At 73.4% G+C, this 16,175-nt stretch carries 9 protein-coding genes and 1 pseudogene; 5 read left to right on the top strand and 5 right to left on the bottom strand.

Features of this window, described 5'->3' with window-relative positions:
* Both AOK15_RS10180 and AOK15_RS10175 read left to right on the top strand, forming a co-directional pair.
* On the top strand, window positions 1-528 hold a 528-nt coding region (locus tag AOK15_RS10180; RefSeq protein ID WP_055515034.1), incomplete at its 5' end, for an SDR family oxidoreductase.
* Window positions 529-557: 29 nt separating this feature from the next.
* Window positions 558-1,451 (top strand): alpha/beta fold hydrolase, encoded by an 894-nt coding sequence (locus tag AOK15_RS10175; protein ID WP_055515031.1) that lies wholly within the window; start codon window positions 558-560, stop codon window positions 1,449-1,451.
* Window positions 1,452-1,518: 67 nt separating this feature from the next.
* On the opposite strand, the gene AOK15_RS10170 is transcribed toward AOK15_RS10175, so the two are convergent.
* The gene (locus tag AOK15_RS10170) at window positions 1,519-3,258 is read right to left on the bottom strand and encodes a VanW family protein (RefSeq protein ID WP_055515030.1); all 1,740 of its coding nucleotides are present in this window, start codon (window positions 3,256-3,258) and stop codon (window positions 1,519-1,521) included.
* A gap of 273 nt (window positions 3,259-3,531) precedes the next feature.
* Here AOK15_RS10170 and AOK15_RS10165 point away from each other — a divergent pair, with 273 nt between their 5' ends.
* The gene (locus AOK15_RS10165; protein ID WP_055515027.1) at window positions 3,532-4,008 is read left to right on the top strand and encodes a hypothetical protein; all 477 of its coding nucleotides are present in this window, start codon (window positions 3,532-3,534) and stop codon (window positions 4,006-4,008) included.
* Window positions 4,009-4,191: 183 nt separating this feature from the next.
* Window positions 4,192-4,887, top strand: coding sequence for an ABC transporter ATP-binding protein (locus AOK15_RS10160; protein WP_055515025.1), 696 nt, complete (start codon window positions 4,192-4,194; stop codon window positions 4,885-4,887).
* A 76-nt stretch (window positions 4,888-4,963) separates the two neighbouring features.
* Here AOK15_RS10160 and AOK15_RS10155 read toward each other — a convergent pair whose 3' ends face one another.
* From AOK15_RS10155 to AOK15_RS10145, 3 genes are all read right to left on the bottom strand, one after another.
* A complete protein-coding gene (locus AOK15_RS10155; RefSeq protein ID WP_055515023.1) occupies window positions 4,964-5,947 on the bottom strand; it encodes an ABC transporter ATP-binding protein in 984 nt (327 codons plus the stop codon).
* 336 nt (window positions 5,948-6,283) lie between these two features.
* Window positions 6,284-9,088, bottom strand: a complete 2,805-nt coding sequence (locus AOK15_RS10150) for an ABC transporter permease (RefSeq protein ID WP_107099377.1) — start codon at window positions 9,086-9,088, stop codon at window positions 6,284-6,286.
* Window positions 9,085-12,315 (bottom strand): FtsX-like permease family protein, encoded by a 3,231-nt coding sequence (locus tag AOK15_RS10145; protein WP_055515020.1) that lies wholly within the window; start codon window positions 12,313-12,315, stop codon window positions 9,085-9,087. The genes AOK15_RS10150 and AOK15_RS10145 overlap by 4 nt, the downstream gene beginning before the upstream one ends.
* A 671-nt stretch (window positions 12,316-12,986) precedes the next feature.
* On the opposite strand from AOK15_RS10145, the gene AOK15_RS10140 reads away from it, so the two are divergent.
* Complete coding sequence (locus AOK15_RS10140) at window positions 12,987-15,443, top strand: SpoIIE family protein phosphatase (protein ID WP_055515036.1); 2,457 nt, start codon at window positions 12,987-12,989, stop codon at window positions 15,441-15,443.
* 205 nt (window positions 15,444-15,648) lie between these two features.
* Here AOK15_RS10140 and AOK15_RS10135 read toward each other — a convergent pair.
* Window positions 15,649-16,175: pseudogene (locus AOK15_RS10135) on the bottom strand (hypothetical protein); the annotation flags it as partial.

Genomic DNA, 16,175 nt, shown 5'->3' with positions numbered 1-16,175 from the left:
TCCTCCGCCTGCGCGGCGGCCGCCGCGCAGGCGGAGGACGTCACCGTGCTGATCAACAACGCCGGTGCCTCGGTCGGCGCGTCCTTCCTGGACTCCCCCGTCGACGACATACGCCGGGAGTTCGAGACCAACTTCTACGGCCCGCTGCTCCTCACCCGGGCCTTCGTGCCCGTCATCGAACGCAACGGCGGCGGCCACCTTCTCAACGTGCACTCCGTTCTCTCCTGGCTGGCGCTCGGCGGCTCCTACAGCGCGTCCAAGGCCGCCCTGTGGTCGCAGACCAACTCCCTGCGCCTGGAGCTGCTGCCCCGTGGTATCGCCGTCACCGGACTCCACGTCGGATACGTGGACACGGATCTTGCCGAGGGTGTCGACGCCCCCAAGTCCAGCCCTCGTGACGTCGCCGCACTCGCGCTCGACGGCGTCGAGTCGGGCGCGTACGAGGTGCTCGCCGACGACATCACGCGCCACGTCAAGGCGGGCCTGGCCGGCGACCTGGCCGGGCTGTACGCCGAGCTGGCCGAGTAACCCCCTTCGGAACACACGGAGTCGACGAGATGCCCAGCCAGGAGCCACGTCCCACGATCCTCATTCCGGGGACCACCAGCCACACCATCGTCCCGCGCACAGGACACGGTCACGAGGGGACGCTGCGTTACCTCAAGGCGGGCCGTGGTGCCCCCTTGGTCCTGCTGCACACCGTGCGCACCCAGGCGGAGCACTTCCGTCTCCTCATCCCGCTGATCGCGGACCACTACACCGTGTACGCCCTCGATCTGCCGGGAATGGGCTACTCCGAGATCGTGCCCGGCGCGTCGTACGACGAGCCGGCCATGCGTGTCGGCGTCGAGCGGCTGCTGACCGAACTCGACCTGCTCGACGTGACGTTGGTCGGGGAGTCCATGGGGGCGGTGCTCGCGCTGACCACCGCGGCCGACCTGCCGGAGCGGGTCCGGCGCGTTGTGGCCGTCAACACCTACGACTTCCGCGGTGGGATCGCCCGCTCCGGCCTCCTCGCCCGTGTGGTGGTCAGCGGTGTCCTCGCCCCGGTGGTGGGGCCGGTGATCGCGGGGGTGGAGCCCAGGCCCGCCCTGAGCAAGATCCTTCAGGGCGGGCTCGGCGACAAGAGCGCGCTGCGGGAGGACTACGTGGACGAGCTGCTCCAGGTGGGCGCCCGCCCCGGCTATCCGACCGTCGCCCGAAGCGTGTACCGGAACCTGCCCAGCCTCATTGCGGCCCGCTCGCGCTATCCCGGGATCAAGGCTCCGATCCACCTAGTCTACGGGGAGAAGGACTGGTCGCGCCCCTCGGACCGGGAGGCCAACAAGCGGCTGCTGCCGGCCGCCGACTTCACGCAGGTGCCCGACGCCGGGCACTTCATCTCCCTGGAACGACCCCACGTCCTGGCCGATCTGCTGAACGCGGCGAACGCTGCGAACGCTCAGGCGTGACCGCCTCCGGAACACCGTGGCCGCATCCGGGGAGCCGTCGGCTCACGGCCGCCCGGCGTCGGCGGGGCTACCGGACGTCGGGGGTGCCGTTGTCCGAAGGCTGAGGGGCTTCACAGGTGATCTCGTCGCGGGGGGTGTAGTGGGTGTGGAACGGCTCCCGCTTCACCACCTGGCCGTCGTCGTGGAAGACGCGCTCGACGGTGACGTCGAAGCCTTCGAGCGGGGTCTGCGGCACGCACTTCTCGTCGGTGCTCACCAGCTTCTCCGGCGGCCGCACGTTGGTCCGGGGGCCCTTCACCGACTCGATCTCGTCGTACTTCTTCGTACCGAGGAAGGTGACCGTCACCGAGGTGTCCGTGGCCTCGGCCTGGATGTAGATGGCGTGGCCGGAGTCGTTGGCGAACCTGAGATCGAGGCTGCCCCAGGCGACCGTCGCCTCACGGCCCTCCGGGTACCGCTCGATGTAGAACGAGTGGGCGCCGTGCTCCACCGGCTTGACGCCGGCGAAGAACATCGCGTTGTACATGGTCGTGGCCACGGCGGAGACACCGCCGCCGGGCGCCTCCGTGAACTTGTCGTCGAGGATCATGATGCCGTCGACGAAGCCGTTGGCCGCGGTGCGCTCCCCCACGGTCCGGTTGAAACTCCATGTCTCGCCGGGCTGGACGACGGAGCCGTTGATGAGCTGCGCGGCCCGCCCGATGTTCTTCGTGCGGTACGGGGCCGGTTCGAAGTTGACCGTGAAGGAGGACATCTTCTCCGTCAGCCCCAGCCGCGCCGCGTTCTCGCGGGTCACCTCCGGCTGGATCCGTCGCACGGCCACTTCCCCGCTGCGGGCGGCGCCCGTCTTGGTGAGCAGCGGCAGCACGGCCTTGGTCAGCGCCTGGTCGGTGATCTGCGTGCCGGGCCGGGCGTCGTCGGCCACGACGGCCAGGTCGCCGTCCAGCCGCAGCCGGGCGTTCTCGGCCGTCGCGGTCAGGCCGGCCAGGGGGCGGGCCACCGCGGGGGCGGAGCGCAGCCCCTTGCCGTCCAGTTCCGGGACCAGTTCGCCGGAGTCGTCCGGCCGCATCGTCAGGTGCTCGCCCACGACGGCGGGGCTGAGCGTGAACTGTCGGCCGCCCGCGGTGAGCGTGACGGGCGCCGACATGGCGGGTCCGGCGAAGTCGCGCACGGCGCGCCGTACCTCCGCCGCCGCCACCTTCGGCTCGGTCTCGCGGGTGGGCAGTGCCGTGACGGCGTTCGTCGGGCCGTGCAGGAAAGAGGTCCGCAGGGTGTGCACCGCGGCGTCGACGTCCAGTGCGTAGCCACGACGCGGGGTGACCTGCTCGACGTGGCCCTCCTCGAAGGTCACGGCTCCGTCGCGCACCTTCTGGTCCAGGTTCCGCGCCAGTTTCCCGAGGGCGGTGCGGGCCTTGCTCTCGTCGAGATCCACCACCGGCTCGATGTCGCCCCCCGAGCGGAAGAACGCGCCGACCACGCTGAACGGATCGGAGGCGGTGCGCGCGGCCCGGTCGACGGTCCGCTCGGCGTCGAAGGTGAGTCCGGCCCGGCGGGGGTCGACGGCCCCCTTCCGGTCTCCGACCTTCACGGCCAGCTTCTTCGCGCCGGCCGCCTCCAGGTGGTCGTCCAGCTTGCGGACGGCTTCCGCGCGGCTGAGGCCCCCGATGTCCACCCCGCGCACCGTCGTCCCCGCTGCGATCTCACCACCCGTGACGAGCAGCCCGGCCAGATACAGACCGCCGAGGCCCACGGTCAGCGCGCCGCCGGTCAGGGCGAGGGGCGGCACGGAGGCTATTCGAAGGCGCATGGGTCTCCCGGACCGGGGATCGATGGACGGCGCGCGCGGTCACGCAGCGCCATGAACGGGCGAAGACTTCAAGCTACCCATAGGGGAGCAAGAGCACGTATGTCGCACATCACTCCCGCTATGGATCACACCGGACAATCCGGGGCGCAACGAGGGCCGCGACCGTGGGCTGGGCCCCTGCGGGGGCGATCCCTGGTCCTAGTGCTTTCTTCCGAGACGCGTTGCGTCAGGAGACCGATTCGCGCCGGTCGGGCCATCCCTACTGTCGAGCGCATGAGTGACGCACCGCACAGGACCTCCTACGACGCCGCGCTGGATGCCGTCAGGGGCTACGCGTACAGCGACGCCGTCGCGGTGCGCGAGGCGTTGGCCGGTCTGGACGCGCGGTCCTGGACGGAGGTGTACGCCGCTCTGGGCGGTCTGCTGCGCTCCACCGTCGGCATCATGGAGCTGACCGGCAGGCACTGGAAGCTGGACGACCTCGTCCGGTACACCGACGAGGTCTCCGCCGCGGCCCCGCCCCACTACGAGTTCGCCATGGCCGAGGCGACGCGGGCCTGGGCGCGCGGGGACCAGTCGGTGATGCGGGCGCTCTCGGGCCGGGACATCCAGGGAGCCGTCCATATGTCGGCCATAGGTGTCGCCGTGCTGGGCCTGGCGCTGTGGGGCAGGAGCGGGCTCCTCGCCGTCCTGCAGGAGTTCCGCGCGGCCGCCGACACACTCGCGCACAACCCGTCGACCGGCGGCTGACGGCCGATCAGTTCAGCGGTGGACAGCCTCAACGGCCGCAGTGCGCAGTGATCTTGACGCCTCGTCATGTGCGTGGTCGCGGTTTCGCCGGGACCGAAGTGCCGTCAGGGCGGCCTGCTTTGCCGGTGGTGTGGGTGGGTGGGATACTGCGCGCCGCGGATCAGCGGAGCTTACGGGGGCGCGATGAGCCAGGCGGTGACCACCGCAGCCATGCTGCGGGTGGCGGATGTGCACAAGTCGTACGGGCGGGGCGCGAGCACTGTTCATGCTCTGCGCGGCGTCTCCTTCGAGGTCCCTCGGGGGGAACTCGTCGCTCTCAAGGGGCGCTCGGGCTCTGGCAAGACCACCCTGCTCAACATCGTCGGCGGGCTGGACGAGCCGGACAGCGGAAGCGTCACCGTCGACGGGCTGGACCTCGGGGAACAGGGTGAGGACGCCCTCCTCGCGCTGCGTCGGGAACGCATCGGCTTCGTCTTCCAGTCGTTCGGGCTCATCCCCATCCTCACGGCCGCCGAGAACGTGGGCATGCCGATGCGGTTGCGCAGGGCCGACCCGCGTGAGCGGCGGGAACGCGTCGATCTGCTGCTGTCGCTGGTGGGGCTCGCCGACCATGCCGCGCAGCGCCCCGGCGAGCTGTCGGGCGGGCAGCGTCAGCGCGTCGCCATCGCCCGCGCCCTGGCCAACAGTCCCTCGATCCTCATCGCCGACGAGCCGACCGGTCAGCTGGACGCGGAGACCGGGCACTCCGTGATGGAACTGCTCCGCGCGGTCGTCCGCAGCGAACAGATCACGGCTCTCGTCGCCACCCACGACGCGACACTTCTCGACCTCGCCGATCGTGTGCTGGAACTCAAGGACGGCGAGATCACCGAGTCCTAGCTCCGAGCGTTCACCACCCCTCGTCGCCGCAGACCCCGGCTGCTCCCTTGTCGCGCCCCGGTCGCGCCCGGCCCCGCTAGCCTTCCCGGTCGTTCCGTGCGGCGTCGTCGTTCCGTGTGTCGTCCGGGCGGACCGCGATGTGGTCGGGCTCCAGTTCCAGGGCGACCCGGTCGCGCATCCCGAGGGCGCGGGTGTACTCGGCGGGGAGCTGGAGGCGGCCGGCCCGGTCGAGCATGGCGTACTCGCGGGCGACCAGGTTCTCCTGGCCGGTCGCGGAGTCGACCTCGCTGTGGCGGAGGACCTCCGTCGACGTGCGGCCGTCCCTGATGGCAACCGTCCGGCGGACCTCACTGGCGACGGACTGGTCGTGGGTGACGATGACGATCGTGGTCCCCAGTTCCTCGTTGGCGGTGCGGAACGCGGCGAAGACCTGTTCGGCGGTGTGGGAGTCGAGTTCCCCGGTCGGCTCGTCGGCGAGCAGGACCGCGGGGTCGTTGGCCAGGGCGACCGCGAGGGCGACGCGCTGCTGCTGGCCGCCGGACATCTGGTGCGGTCGGCGGTCGCGGCACTCGGCGACGTCCAGCAGGTCGAGGAGCTCCTTGGCGCGGTCGGCCCGGGCGCGGCGCCCGCCTCGGGTGCCCGCGAGCTGCAGGGGCAGCGCGACGTTCTGCGCGGCGGTGAGGTAGGGCAGGAGGTTGCGGGAGGTCTGCTGCCAGACGAAGCCGACGGTCGTGCGACGGTACGTGAGGCGTTCCTTCGCGGACATGGTGACCAGGTCGTGGTCGGCGACGCGGGCCGCGCCGGCGGTCGGCCTGTCCAGTCCGGCCAGGATGTTCATGAGGGTCGACTTGCCGCTGCCGGAGGCGCCGACCAGGGCCATGAGCTCTCCCTTCCGCACGAGGAGATCGAGGCCCTGCAACGCCTGGACCTCCACGCCGTCCGCGGAGAAGATCCGTACGACCCGGTCGCAGGTGATCAGGGCGTCGTGACCGTAGGCGGCGGCGTTGCGCGCGGCGAGAGCGCGGTCGGCGAGCTCGTGGAAGGTGGGAGTGGTGGTCATCGGCTGCTCCTGGGCGGACGGAAGGACACGGGCCGGTACCGGAGGGGGCTGACACCCGCCGTGCGGATCGCGCCGGAACACGGGGCCCCGGCGGCAGGGCGCACGCATCGCACCGAGGCGCGGCACCCAACGACAGGACATGCGGACCCCACCAAGGCGCGGCACCCAACGACAGGACATGCGGACCCCACCAAGGCGCGGCACCCCACGACAGGGCCTGCGGATCAGACCGAGCCCGCAGGGACCGGCGGCACCGGTCCCCGTACCGGCGTGATCGCGACGGGCGTGATCCGGGCCGCGGTGGGCCCTGGGGCTGTTCGACGTGCGGATCATTGTCTAGTTGTCACCCAGCCTCAGTTCACTCACCGAGCCGCGTCGGCCGGTCCACCAGGCCTGGGCGGCCGGCACGCCCACGGCCAGCAGCAGCACGATCAGTGCCGGAACCCCCAGCGAGAGCGGATCCGTGCGCAGCGCGGCCCCTTCGAGGCCGGACGGGGAGGCCAGGGCGATGGTGGCGAGGTCGATGCCCGGCGACAGCAGGTGGATGCCGGCCCAGCCGGTCAGCACACCGCCCGCCGCAGCCAGGAACGCCTGCGGCAGCGCCATGAGGATCAGCAGCCGTCGGCCCTGCGAACGGCTCATGCCCATCGTGCGCAACCGCGCGAGCAGCGCGCGGCGTTCGGGCGCGGTGCGCAGCACGGTCAGCAGGAGGGCGAGGACCGCGTACCCGGCGCCCGCGGCGACCGCGACGACGTACAGGCGTTCCGCGCCGGACTGCAGCGGTGAGTCGACGTGCCGCGCGCGTTCCTCCGCGCGCAGCCGGACGGATGCGCCCGTCCCGTCCGCCGCCGAGCGCAGCGCCCGCCCGTTCATGGAGTCACCGGTCAGCAGCAGGGTCGTCGCGTGCGCCGCCGCGCGGGGAAGCCCGGCGCGGTCCACGATCAGGAAGTCGTCGCCGATCACGGCCGGGGTGTGCTCCCGGACGAGGACGACCTGGACGGTGACGGAGGTGCCGTCCGGCAGCAGGACGACGTAGGGGCCGGTGCCGTACTCCTCGGCCACCCGGGGGGAGGCCAGGGCGGGCAGCGGACGATCGGCACCGCCCCCCGCACCGGCGTCCTCGCCGTCGTTGCCGGCCTCGCCCTCGCCCCCGCCGCGGAGGCTCGCCGCGTCGAACGCCCCCAGTCCGGTGTCGTGCGCCAGGCGCGCGTAGGCGGCGGGGTCCACGCCGGCCAGCGGGACGGGCTGGCCGCTCTGCTGCGGCTTCGCCTCGTGGGTGACGCTCGCGGCCGTCACGCCCCGTACGCCGGGCAGCCCGCGCACACGGTCGGGCAGGGCCTTCGGGAGTCGCCCGTTGGTGGTCTCGACGCGGCCGTCGGCGCCGACGTCGAGGAGCGCGGCCTGGTCGCGGGCCGCCGTGACCCCCGCCAGGACGGAGCCGCCGAACGCGGCCGTCGTCAGGGCGCTGAGCAGAGCGAGCAGCGGCAGCACGGCGAAGCCGGGGGCTCGGGCCACCTGGGCCAGCGACAGCGGGATCACCAGGCCGCGCAGGCGTGCGGCGGCCTTGCTGAGCGCGCGCAGCGGCAGGGGGTGCAGACGGGCCAGCAGCAGAGCCGCGACCACACCGGTGAGCAGGGGGGCGGCGGCCACCAGGCCGGTGCTGCCGGATCCCTGGCGGCGCAGGGCGGCGACCGCGCCCGCCGCGATCACCAGCACCGTCGCTTCCGCCACCGTGCGTCGCCGCGACGGCCGGGTCGCCGTGAGGTCCTCCCGGCCGTCGTGCATCCGTACCGTGCGGTGCGCCGCCGCGGCCCGCAGGGGCAGCGCGAGGCAGGCGAACAGAGTGACGGCGAGCGCGGCGATGACGGCGGGCGCGGTGCGGGCGTCGGGCAGGAGGAGCAGTGCGGCGGTCAGGCCGAGGGCGCCGGCCGGCACCGCCACCGCCGCCGTCTCGGCCAGCAGCCGGGCGGCGAGGCCGGGCAGGGAAGCGCCGCGGGCCCGCAGCAGGGCCAGTTCGGCGCGTCGGCGATCGGCCGCGACACCGCCGGCCATGGCCAGGACGATGACGGCGAGGCTGCCCGTCCCGACGGCGGCGAGGACGAGCAGCGGCTCGATCCCGGAGCGCAGTCGGGCGTGGTCGGCGAGGACCTCGTCGAGGTTCGTCTGGGCCTCCAGCTCGTCGTCGACGGTCGCGCGTAGGTGCGCCAATCCCGGGCCCGTTTCGAAAGCGGCGACGGCGGATGCCAGACGATCGAGGTCGCGGCCGTGCAGGGAACCTGCGTGGGGAGCCACGTGCCAATAACGCTCTGGGAAACCGCGGGTGCCCAGAAGGGCCGGGCCGGCGTCAGGGGCGAGGAGTAGTCCGCCGAGCCAGTACACCTCTTTCAGCGGGCTGTCGGGCAGGTGACTCAGCACGGGCTTGCGCAGCAGCGGCTGTGCCGACCAGTAGGCGCCCGCAGGGGAACGAGGGACGACGATACCGGTGACCCGGACCGCCAGAGGGGCACGTTTCACACCAGGTACGTGGATCACCGAACCCACCCGGATGTCGAGCGTACGAGCGGTGTCAACGGTGACAGCGGCCTCGACCCGGGCCGTCGCCGCAGTCACCGGTTCATTCGTGGTGCGCGGAAATCGGCCGACGCTGAGCCGGGCGTGGGAAGACAGGTTCTGGTGGGCGGCGAGCACGAGTTGGGTGGGCAGACCCGAGGGCTTGGGGAGCCAGGGGTCGGGCGTCTCCAGCGGCACAGTGGTGCGGACACCGTACGAGGACTGCTCGGCGTCGAAAACCAGCGGCACCGCCGCGGTGGCGAAGATCTCCGCCTTCGCCGCGGCCAGCGGACCAGGGCGCAGAGCGGCTTCCATCTGCTTGATCGTTTCCATCCAGGGCGGCGTGGCCTGCAGTTGCACCGTCGTCTGGTCGGGTGCCGCCTGCTCGATGGCCCGGCGCAGCCCCGCGTCCCCGTACCGGTCGACGGCACGCGGGTACGCGGCGGCGAGCGCGGCCGTCACGGCCACCAGCAGTGCGAGGGCCACGGAGGTGCCGGCGAAGGCCCTCAGCCGGGTGCCCAACCCGGCCCCCGCGTGCGGCGGCGCCGCCCCCGTCCCCTTGCCCTGCGGGGGCACCGGTCCCGCGCTCACTGCGTCACCTCGTCCCTGAGAGTCGTCGTCACGGGTTTCGCCCGCCGGAGCGTGAGGGCCGCCGTCACCAGGGTGGGGCCCGCCGCGAGTGCCGCCAGCAGGGCGGCGAGGCGCAGGAGCGGGAGTTCGACGAGCACCGGCGGGAGCGGTCGGGTGGCCTGCCCGGTCAGGACGACGAGCGGTACCAGCGCGTACGTCAGCACCGCGCCCAGGGCCGTGCCGACCAGCAGCGCCAGGGCCACCAGCACGCCGTGCTCGGCGGCGACCAGCCGGGCGAGCCGGCGGCGCCGTGTCCCGAGGGCGCGCAGCACGGCGAACTCGCCGTCCCTGGCGCGGATCGCGCCCGCCGCGCTCACCGCGAAGCCGAGCGAGGCGAAGAGGACCGTCACGACGGCCGCCGCGACCAGCGCGGCTTCCGGGGCGGCCCCGAACGGGTCGTCGCTCAGCTCCGCCGCCGTCTCGTCGCGCACCATCACCTGCTCCGGGTCGACGTCAGGCAGGGCCCGTGCGGCGGCCGCGGTGGCCTCGGGGGCGCTCGTGCGCAGCCACCACTCGGTGGGCTTCAGGCTGGTTCCGTGGCGGGCCTGCAGTACCTGGTTGACTGCGCGGAGATCGACCATCAGGGCCCCGCCGTCCTGCGCGGTGGTCTCCGTCGTGGGCAGGGCGCTCGCGGTGCGGACGACGCGTACGGGTACGGCGTGGCCGTCGAAGTTGACCTGAAGGCGCTGGCCCTCACGGGTACCGGACGCGGTGAGGTACCGGTCGGTGGCGACCGCGACGATCTCGGGCTCGGCGGGCTGGGTGACCTTCAGCCGGACCTCCAGCGGCGAGGCGGGCGGTGACACGTCCGGCGGCTGGTACCCGGTGCTGTACGTCATGGTGACGGGTGCCGTGGAGGTGATCCGGGGGTGCGAGGCGATGGCGTCGTCGTCGGGGACGGCGGGCGTGTCGGCCTCGATCGCGGTCGTCCACTGCGTAGGCAGGGTCAGCTTCTGTGCGTCACCGCCGTCCGCCGCCGCGGTCAGCGTGTCGAGGACCAGACGGTGCCGGTGGGGTCGGCTGAACGGCTGCGGTGTGGTCAGTTCGAGGCCGGACAGCGTCAACGGGCCTCGGGCGCCGTTCAGTTCGGGGGTCAGCTCGTGGGGGCGGCCGTCGGCGGGGAGGCGGCCGGCCGGTATCTCGTAGGAGGTGCCGTGGCGGTCCAGCACCGTGAGGGTGACGTCCGCGCCCTGCCCTCGCGGGGTGCTGTGGAGGGTGGCGGTCAGCGTGAGCCGGGTCGTGCCCTCGGGGATCTCCACGCCGGCGGGCGGCGCTCCGCGCGGGGCGAGCCCGGCTAGCAGCGGGCCGTCCGACAGGTCCCGCCGGGCCCGCACCACCCCGGACGCCCGGGCCGTGTCCAGGGCGACGACGGTCGCGGTACGGCTGCCGGAGAGGGCCACCGTGCCGCGGGCCGCGGGGACGGTCGCGTCGACGTGCGGGAGGTCCGTGTAGACGTCCGTACGGCCGAGACCGTCGCCGCCGGAAGCCAGGACCCGTACGTCGGCGCCCACGCGGAAGTCGGCCTGGTCGGCCTGGGAACGGTGCCAGGACGCGCCCTGCCCGATCGCCATGACACCGAGCGCCACGGAGATGACCAGGAGCAGTACAGGGCCCGCCCCGCGCATGGGTCGGCGGCTGAACTGCCAGCCGACCATGGCCGCGGTCAGGCCGCGCCCGCGGGTCAGGAGTCGCTCACCGATCCGCGCCAGGAGGGGCAGCAACCGCAGGACCAGGACCGTTCCGGCGAGGAGTACCAGGGCGGGCGCCACGACCAGCAGCGGGTCGACGTCGAGGACGCCCTCGCGGTCGGCGGTGACGGCGCCGGAGCCCCGGCCGGAGAGCATCCAGAAGGCGACACCGGCCACGGCGACCAGTCCGAGGTCCGCCCCGGCGCGCAGCGGTGCGGGCAGGGCGGCGGCCCGTGCCGTGGCGAAGGACGCCCGCCACGCGGGGACGGCCACCGCGAGCGCGCACAGCGCGGCCACGCTCGCGGCGACCACCCACACCTCGGGCCGGCCGGCGGCAGGCAGGTCGACGCGCACGCCGGTCCGGCCGAGCGCGCCCTGCGCGGCCAGCAGCCGCGTCAACGGTCCGGACAGCAGTGGCGCCGCCACCACCGCCGGCACGGAGATCAGCACGGCCTCCAGCGCGGCGAGGCCCGCCAGGCGGGCCCGGGTGGCGCCGCGCGCTCGCAGCAACCGGGTCTCGGCCACGCGTTCGGAGCTGAGCAGTCCCGCGACCAGCAGCAGGGCGCAGGCCGCGAGCAGTCCGAGCTGGGCGGCGACGATGAGCATGCTGGAGCGTGTGACGAGCAGGGAGCGTTCGACGCGGTCCAGCACCTCGGGCAGGGCGGTGGCCGCCGTGGTGGCGCCGCTGAGCGCGGGCCGCTTGCGCAGCTCCGCGCTCCCCGCGCGGACGCCCTCGCGCAGCGCGCCGATCTGCTCCGTGGTCAGCGAGGAGTAGTCGGCCGACACGAGCCAGCCCGAAGCGCCGACGCTCACCCGGCCGGACGTCGGTACGCCGGGGGCGGTGAGGAGGGGGCCGTAGGTCGTGAAGCTCGACGCCTTCACGCCACGGCCGCCGAGGTCGTCCAGCTGCCAGTACGGTGCCCCGGCGTCGACCGGCCGGTACACGCCGGTGACGAGTACGCGCACGTCCGGGCCGTCCAGTTGGTCGGTGACGGTCAGCCGGTCGCCGGGCTCGATCCGGAGCTGTCGGGCGGCGCTCTGCGGGAGCGCGACCTCCAGGGGCCCCGAGGTCGCTCCCTTCCGGGGGAGCCGCCCGGCGACGGCCCGCACCTGGGAGCGGTCCAGGGCCGCGAAGTGGGTGAGGTCCGGGTTGCCGCCCCGTTCCGAGGCCGGCCGCAGTGCGGGCGGCAGGGCGTAGGGGCCGGATCGCAGCAGGGTGCGCACCGTGACGGGGAGCCCCGCGAAGAGGGTGCGGGAGTCGGCCCGCACGGCGTCGTCGGCCGCCTGCCTCTCGTCGGCCGGCACGTCGGCCTTGACCACGAGGGCGGCCTCGGCGGCGGTGCGCTCCTCGGCGAGCGACCGGCGCAGCGCCGCGTCGCCGATGGCGCTCGAGTAGGCGGTGAGCGCGGCCAGGACGGACGTCGTCAGCAACACGGTCAGCATTACGGCGCCGAGCAGCGCGCGATGCACCCACGCCCGCAGCACGATGAACCGCAACATGCCTGCCGGCACGGCTCGTTCCCCCACCGAAACCCCCCGTTTCCAACCGCACGGACCGGACCGCTTCGCGGCGTCGGTGGCATGCGGGTGACAAGAGGGCATTCTACGACTGGCTTTGGTCGACTGGTGATCGGTTTCGACCCACCCGCCTTCTTCAACTCGCCTGTTTCAGAGGTTGCTTGGCACGCGCTTGCTTCACCGGGTTCCTCTCGGGTCGCACGGAAGGGGGACGAGTGGCCGGCTCACCTCGACTCAACCGGATGGGACATCCACTCACCCTGTACGGGTGACCGGTGCGCCTGGAGGCGCTGATCGACCGCGGAACGGGCGCTGGACGGGCGCTGGACGAGCGCTGGACGAGCGCTGGACGAGCGCTGGACGAGCGCTGGACGAGCGCTGGACGAGGAGGCACCCTCCAGGCCCTGGCCGGGTGCCTCGACGTGACCCTGGAGGCACGACCGAGCCGCCGCCGGGGCGGGCGGGGTACGCGCCGCGGCGCTCCCTGCCGTCCGCCTCGCGCTCGTCGGCACCCCGGCGGCCACCCCCCTCGCGGTCCACGACGGATTCTGTCGAAGCGCCGGGGAGCGTGAGCGGATCTAGGGTGGAGAGACGGGCCGGCGGAACCGGCCCTGGCGGGCGCGGCTGTCCGGACGGAGGCGTGACGCGTGGAGATGGCCGGCAAGCAGGACGCCCCCACTGCCGCCGTGGTGGTCGACGCGGACGGCGTGGTGAGCGGCTGGAGCGAGGGGGCCACACTGCTGCTGGGCTGGACGGCGGCGGACACCGTCGGACGCCCCGCGGCCGAGCTGCTGGCCGATCCCGTACCGCCCGGCTTCCCGGAGGACTACGGCGTCGGCCCCGACCCCACGGGGTTCGTCCCCCTCCGCCACCGGGACGGTTCCACGGTGGACGCCGTGGTGGCGGTCCACCCCCTGCGCGGCGCCGACAGCCGGGCGCTGGGCCACGTGCTGACCGTGCAACGCTGGGGGCGCCGCCCGGTGATCGCCGACCGGGCTTTCGAGCAGTCCCCCTTCGCGCTGGGCGTCTACGACCCTGAGCTGCGGTTCCTGTGGATCAACGCCTCCTCCGGCCGGGTGATCGCGCACTCCGAGGAGCAGGTGCTCGGCAAGAAGTACCGCGAGGTACTTCCGGAGTTCGACCGCTCGCTGTTCCCCGAACGGGACGACAAGCCCTACACCGACGCGCTCGCCGAAGTGGCGAGGACGGGCAAGGCAACGCGTCTCATCACCGTCTTCCGCCCGCGCGGCGGTGACTACGCCAACGCCTGGGCCACCAGCATCTGGCCCGTCCGGGACGCCGAGGGAAAGGTCCGCGCGGTCGCCAACTGGGGCTTCGACATGAGCGCCGAGTACTGGGCCCGGCAGCGCCTGCTCATCCTCAACGAGGCCAGCGGCGGCATCGGCCGGACACTCGACGTGATCGGCACCGCCGAGGAGCTGGCCAGGACCCCCGTACCGGGATTCGTCGACCTCGTCACCGTGGACCTCTTCGACGAGGTGCTGCGCGGGGAGGAGCCTCCCTCGCCGCCCGCGTTCAGCCCCCGCGATGCCCTCACGCTCAGCCGCGCCGCCCGGCACAGCGCGAGGGACGACGACTCCTCCCTCCCCGAGCCCCCCAAGCCGGTCAGCCACGCCGCCGGTTCCGTGGCCGCCCGCTGCATGGCCACCGGCAGGTCCACGGTCGAGCTGACCGCGCAGTCCGGGCAGGGCGGCGAATGGGCGTTCGGACCGGGGCTCGCCGCCGACCCGGCGCACTGGCCGCCGGGCAACCCGGTGATCGACGAGTCGCTCGCCGAGGACGGACTCACCGGCCGGATCACCGTGCCGCTGCGGGCGCGCGGCGCGCTGCTCGGTGTCGTCGTGTTCTCCCGCCGGGACCGGCCCGAGGCCTTCACCGCCGACGATCTGATCCTCGCCGAGGAGCTGACCGCGAAGGCGGCCGTCGCCATCGACAACGCCCGCCGGTACTCACGCGAGCGCACGACCGCGCTGACCCTGCAGCGCAGTCTGCTGCCGCAGCGGCTGCCGAGCCAGGAGGCGGTCGAGGTGGCCTCCCGCTATCTGCCCGCCGGGACCGGCTCGGAGGTGGGCGGTGACTGGTTCGACGTCATTCCGCTGTCCGGCGCCCGTGTCGCCCTGGTCGTCGGCGACGTCGTCGGGCACGGCCTGCACGCGTCGGCCAGCATGGGCCGGCTGCGCACGGCGGTGCGCACCCTCGCCGACGTGGACCTGCCGCCGGACGAGCTGCTCACCCATCTGGACGATCTGGTCCTGCACCTCGCCGGCGACCACCACCCCGGCGGGCACTTCCAGCCGACCGGCGAGTCCGGGGCGACTTGTCTGTACGCCGTCTACGACCCGGTCTCGCGCCGTTTCACGGTGGCGAGCGCCGGCCATCCGCTGCCGCTGGTCGTCTTCCCGGACGGCACCAGCATGCCCGTGCCCGCGCAGCCGGGGCCGCCGCTCGGCATCGGCGGGCTGCCCTTCGAGGCGACCGAGGTGGCACTCCCCGAGGGCAGTCTGCTCGCCCTGTACACCGACGGCCTGGTGGAGAGCCGCGAACGCGACGTCGACCAGCGGATCGCCGAACTGCTGCGGGTCCTGCGGCCCTCCGCGACGTCACTGGAGACCCTCTGCGACACGGTGATGGACGCAATGCTGCTCCCCGATCGCCGGACCGACGACGCGGCCCTGCTGCTCGCGCGCACGCACGCGCTGGATCCCCACCATGTCGCCGACTGGGACGTCGAGGCCGACTTCGCACAGGTGCAGCAGGCCCGGCAGGCGGCCGTCGACCAGGTGGAGGCGTGGGGGCTGGCCGAGGCGGCGTTCGTCACCGAACTGGTCGTCAGCGAGCTGGTCACCAACGCCATCAGGTACGGCGAGCCACCGATCCGGCTGCGGCTGATCCGTGACACCTCCCTGATCTGCGAGGTGTCCGACGGCAGCAACACCGCCCCGCATCTGCGCCGGGCGCGCGCCTTCGACGAGGGCGGCCGGGGCCTGCTGCTCGTCGCCCAGCTCACCCAGGGCTGGGGCACCCGGCACACCAGCGACGGCAAGACGATCTGGTGTGCGCAGGCCCTTCCGCTCACTAGCCCTGTGTGATCGTCTTCTCGCGCATCATCCTCTCCAGTTCCTGGTCCGACAGCGGGTGCAGGGTGTCCAGCAGACGGCGCAGGCCGGCCTCGTCGAGGAACTGGCTGGAGACCTCGACCTCCCCGCCGTGGTGCCGACGGACGAGGCTGATGTCGCGGCCCCCTCCGGGGAGTTCGCTGACCATGCGCATCTCGCCGCGCGCGTCCACGGTGNNGCCGGCGGCGTGAGCGGCGAGCGGACCGTCAGCCCCACGTACCCCATGACGTCCGGATCGGCGGGGTGGTACTCGACACTGAAGGAGGCGGAGTCGACCTCCGCGCGGGACAACCGCATCCCGGCGGGCACGTCCCCCAGGTACAGCAGCTCCCGGTGCTCCCGGTACCGCGCGACCTCGGCGGCGTGCCGGCGCCGCTCCGCCTGTGCGGGCCCGACGAAGCCGCCGTAGACCACGGCGAGCACCAGCACGGCCATCGCCCCCAGCCGCAGTCGCCGGTCCGGCACGAGGAACGCGGCAGCCACGGCGTACGGCACCCCCGTCAACGCGATCCGTGTGCCGGCGCTCCCCAGGTCGACCTCCCCACCGTAGGCGGCCACCCCCGCCAGGACGCCGAGCGTGCCGAGCACGAACACCAGGACCGCCCAGCCGAGGCGTCCCCGCGCGGAGTCGCACATCGGCACGACCGTCCGCGCCGGTAGGCCCGCCGTGGCCAGCAGCAGCACGGTCAGCGGCACCCCGAACAC

This window comes from Streptomyces ossamyceticus (genome assembly GCF_001418475.1).
In the GTDB taxonomy this organism is placed as follows: domain Bacteria; phylum Actinomycetota; class Actinomycetes; order Streptomycetales; family Streptomycetaceae; genus Streptomyces; species Streptomyces ossamyceticus.
Note: the sequence above shows the minus strand (reverse complement) of the source record. Positions and strands in the feature narration are given on the sequence as shown.

Excerpts from the sequence above, each read along its gene's own strand:
- AOK15_RS10170 (WP_055515030.1), bottom strand. The coding sequence starts at position 3,258 with ATGCGCCTTCGAATAGCCTCCGTGCCGCCCCTCGCCCTGACCGGCGGC.
- AOK15_RS10160 (WP_055515025.1), top strand. The coding sequence starts at position 4,192 with ATGAGCCAGGCGGTGACCACCGCAGCCATGCTGCGGGTGGCGGATGTG.
- AOK15_RS10175 (WP_055515031.1), top strand. The coding sequence starts at position 558 with ATGCCCAGCCAGGAGCCACGTCCCACGATCCTCATTCCGGGGACCACC.
- AOK15_RS10155 (WP_055515023.1), bottom strand. The coding sequence starts at position 5,947 with ATGACCACCACTCCCACCTTCCACGAGCTCGCCGACCGCGCTCTCGCC.
- AOK15_RS10145 (WP_055515020.1), bottom strand. The coding sequence starts at position 12,315 with ATGTTGCGGTTCATCGTGCTGCGGGCGTGGGTGCATCGCGCGCTGCTC.
- AOK15_RS10165 (WP_055515027.1), top strand. The coding sequence starts at position 3,532 with ATGAGTGACGCACCGCACAGGACCTCCTACGACGCCGCGCTGGATGCC.
- AOK15_RS10140 (WP_055515036.1), top strand. The coding sequence starts at position 12,987 with ATGGCCGGCAAGCAGGACGCCCCCACTGCCGCCGTGGTGGTCGACGCG.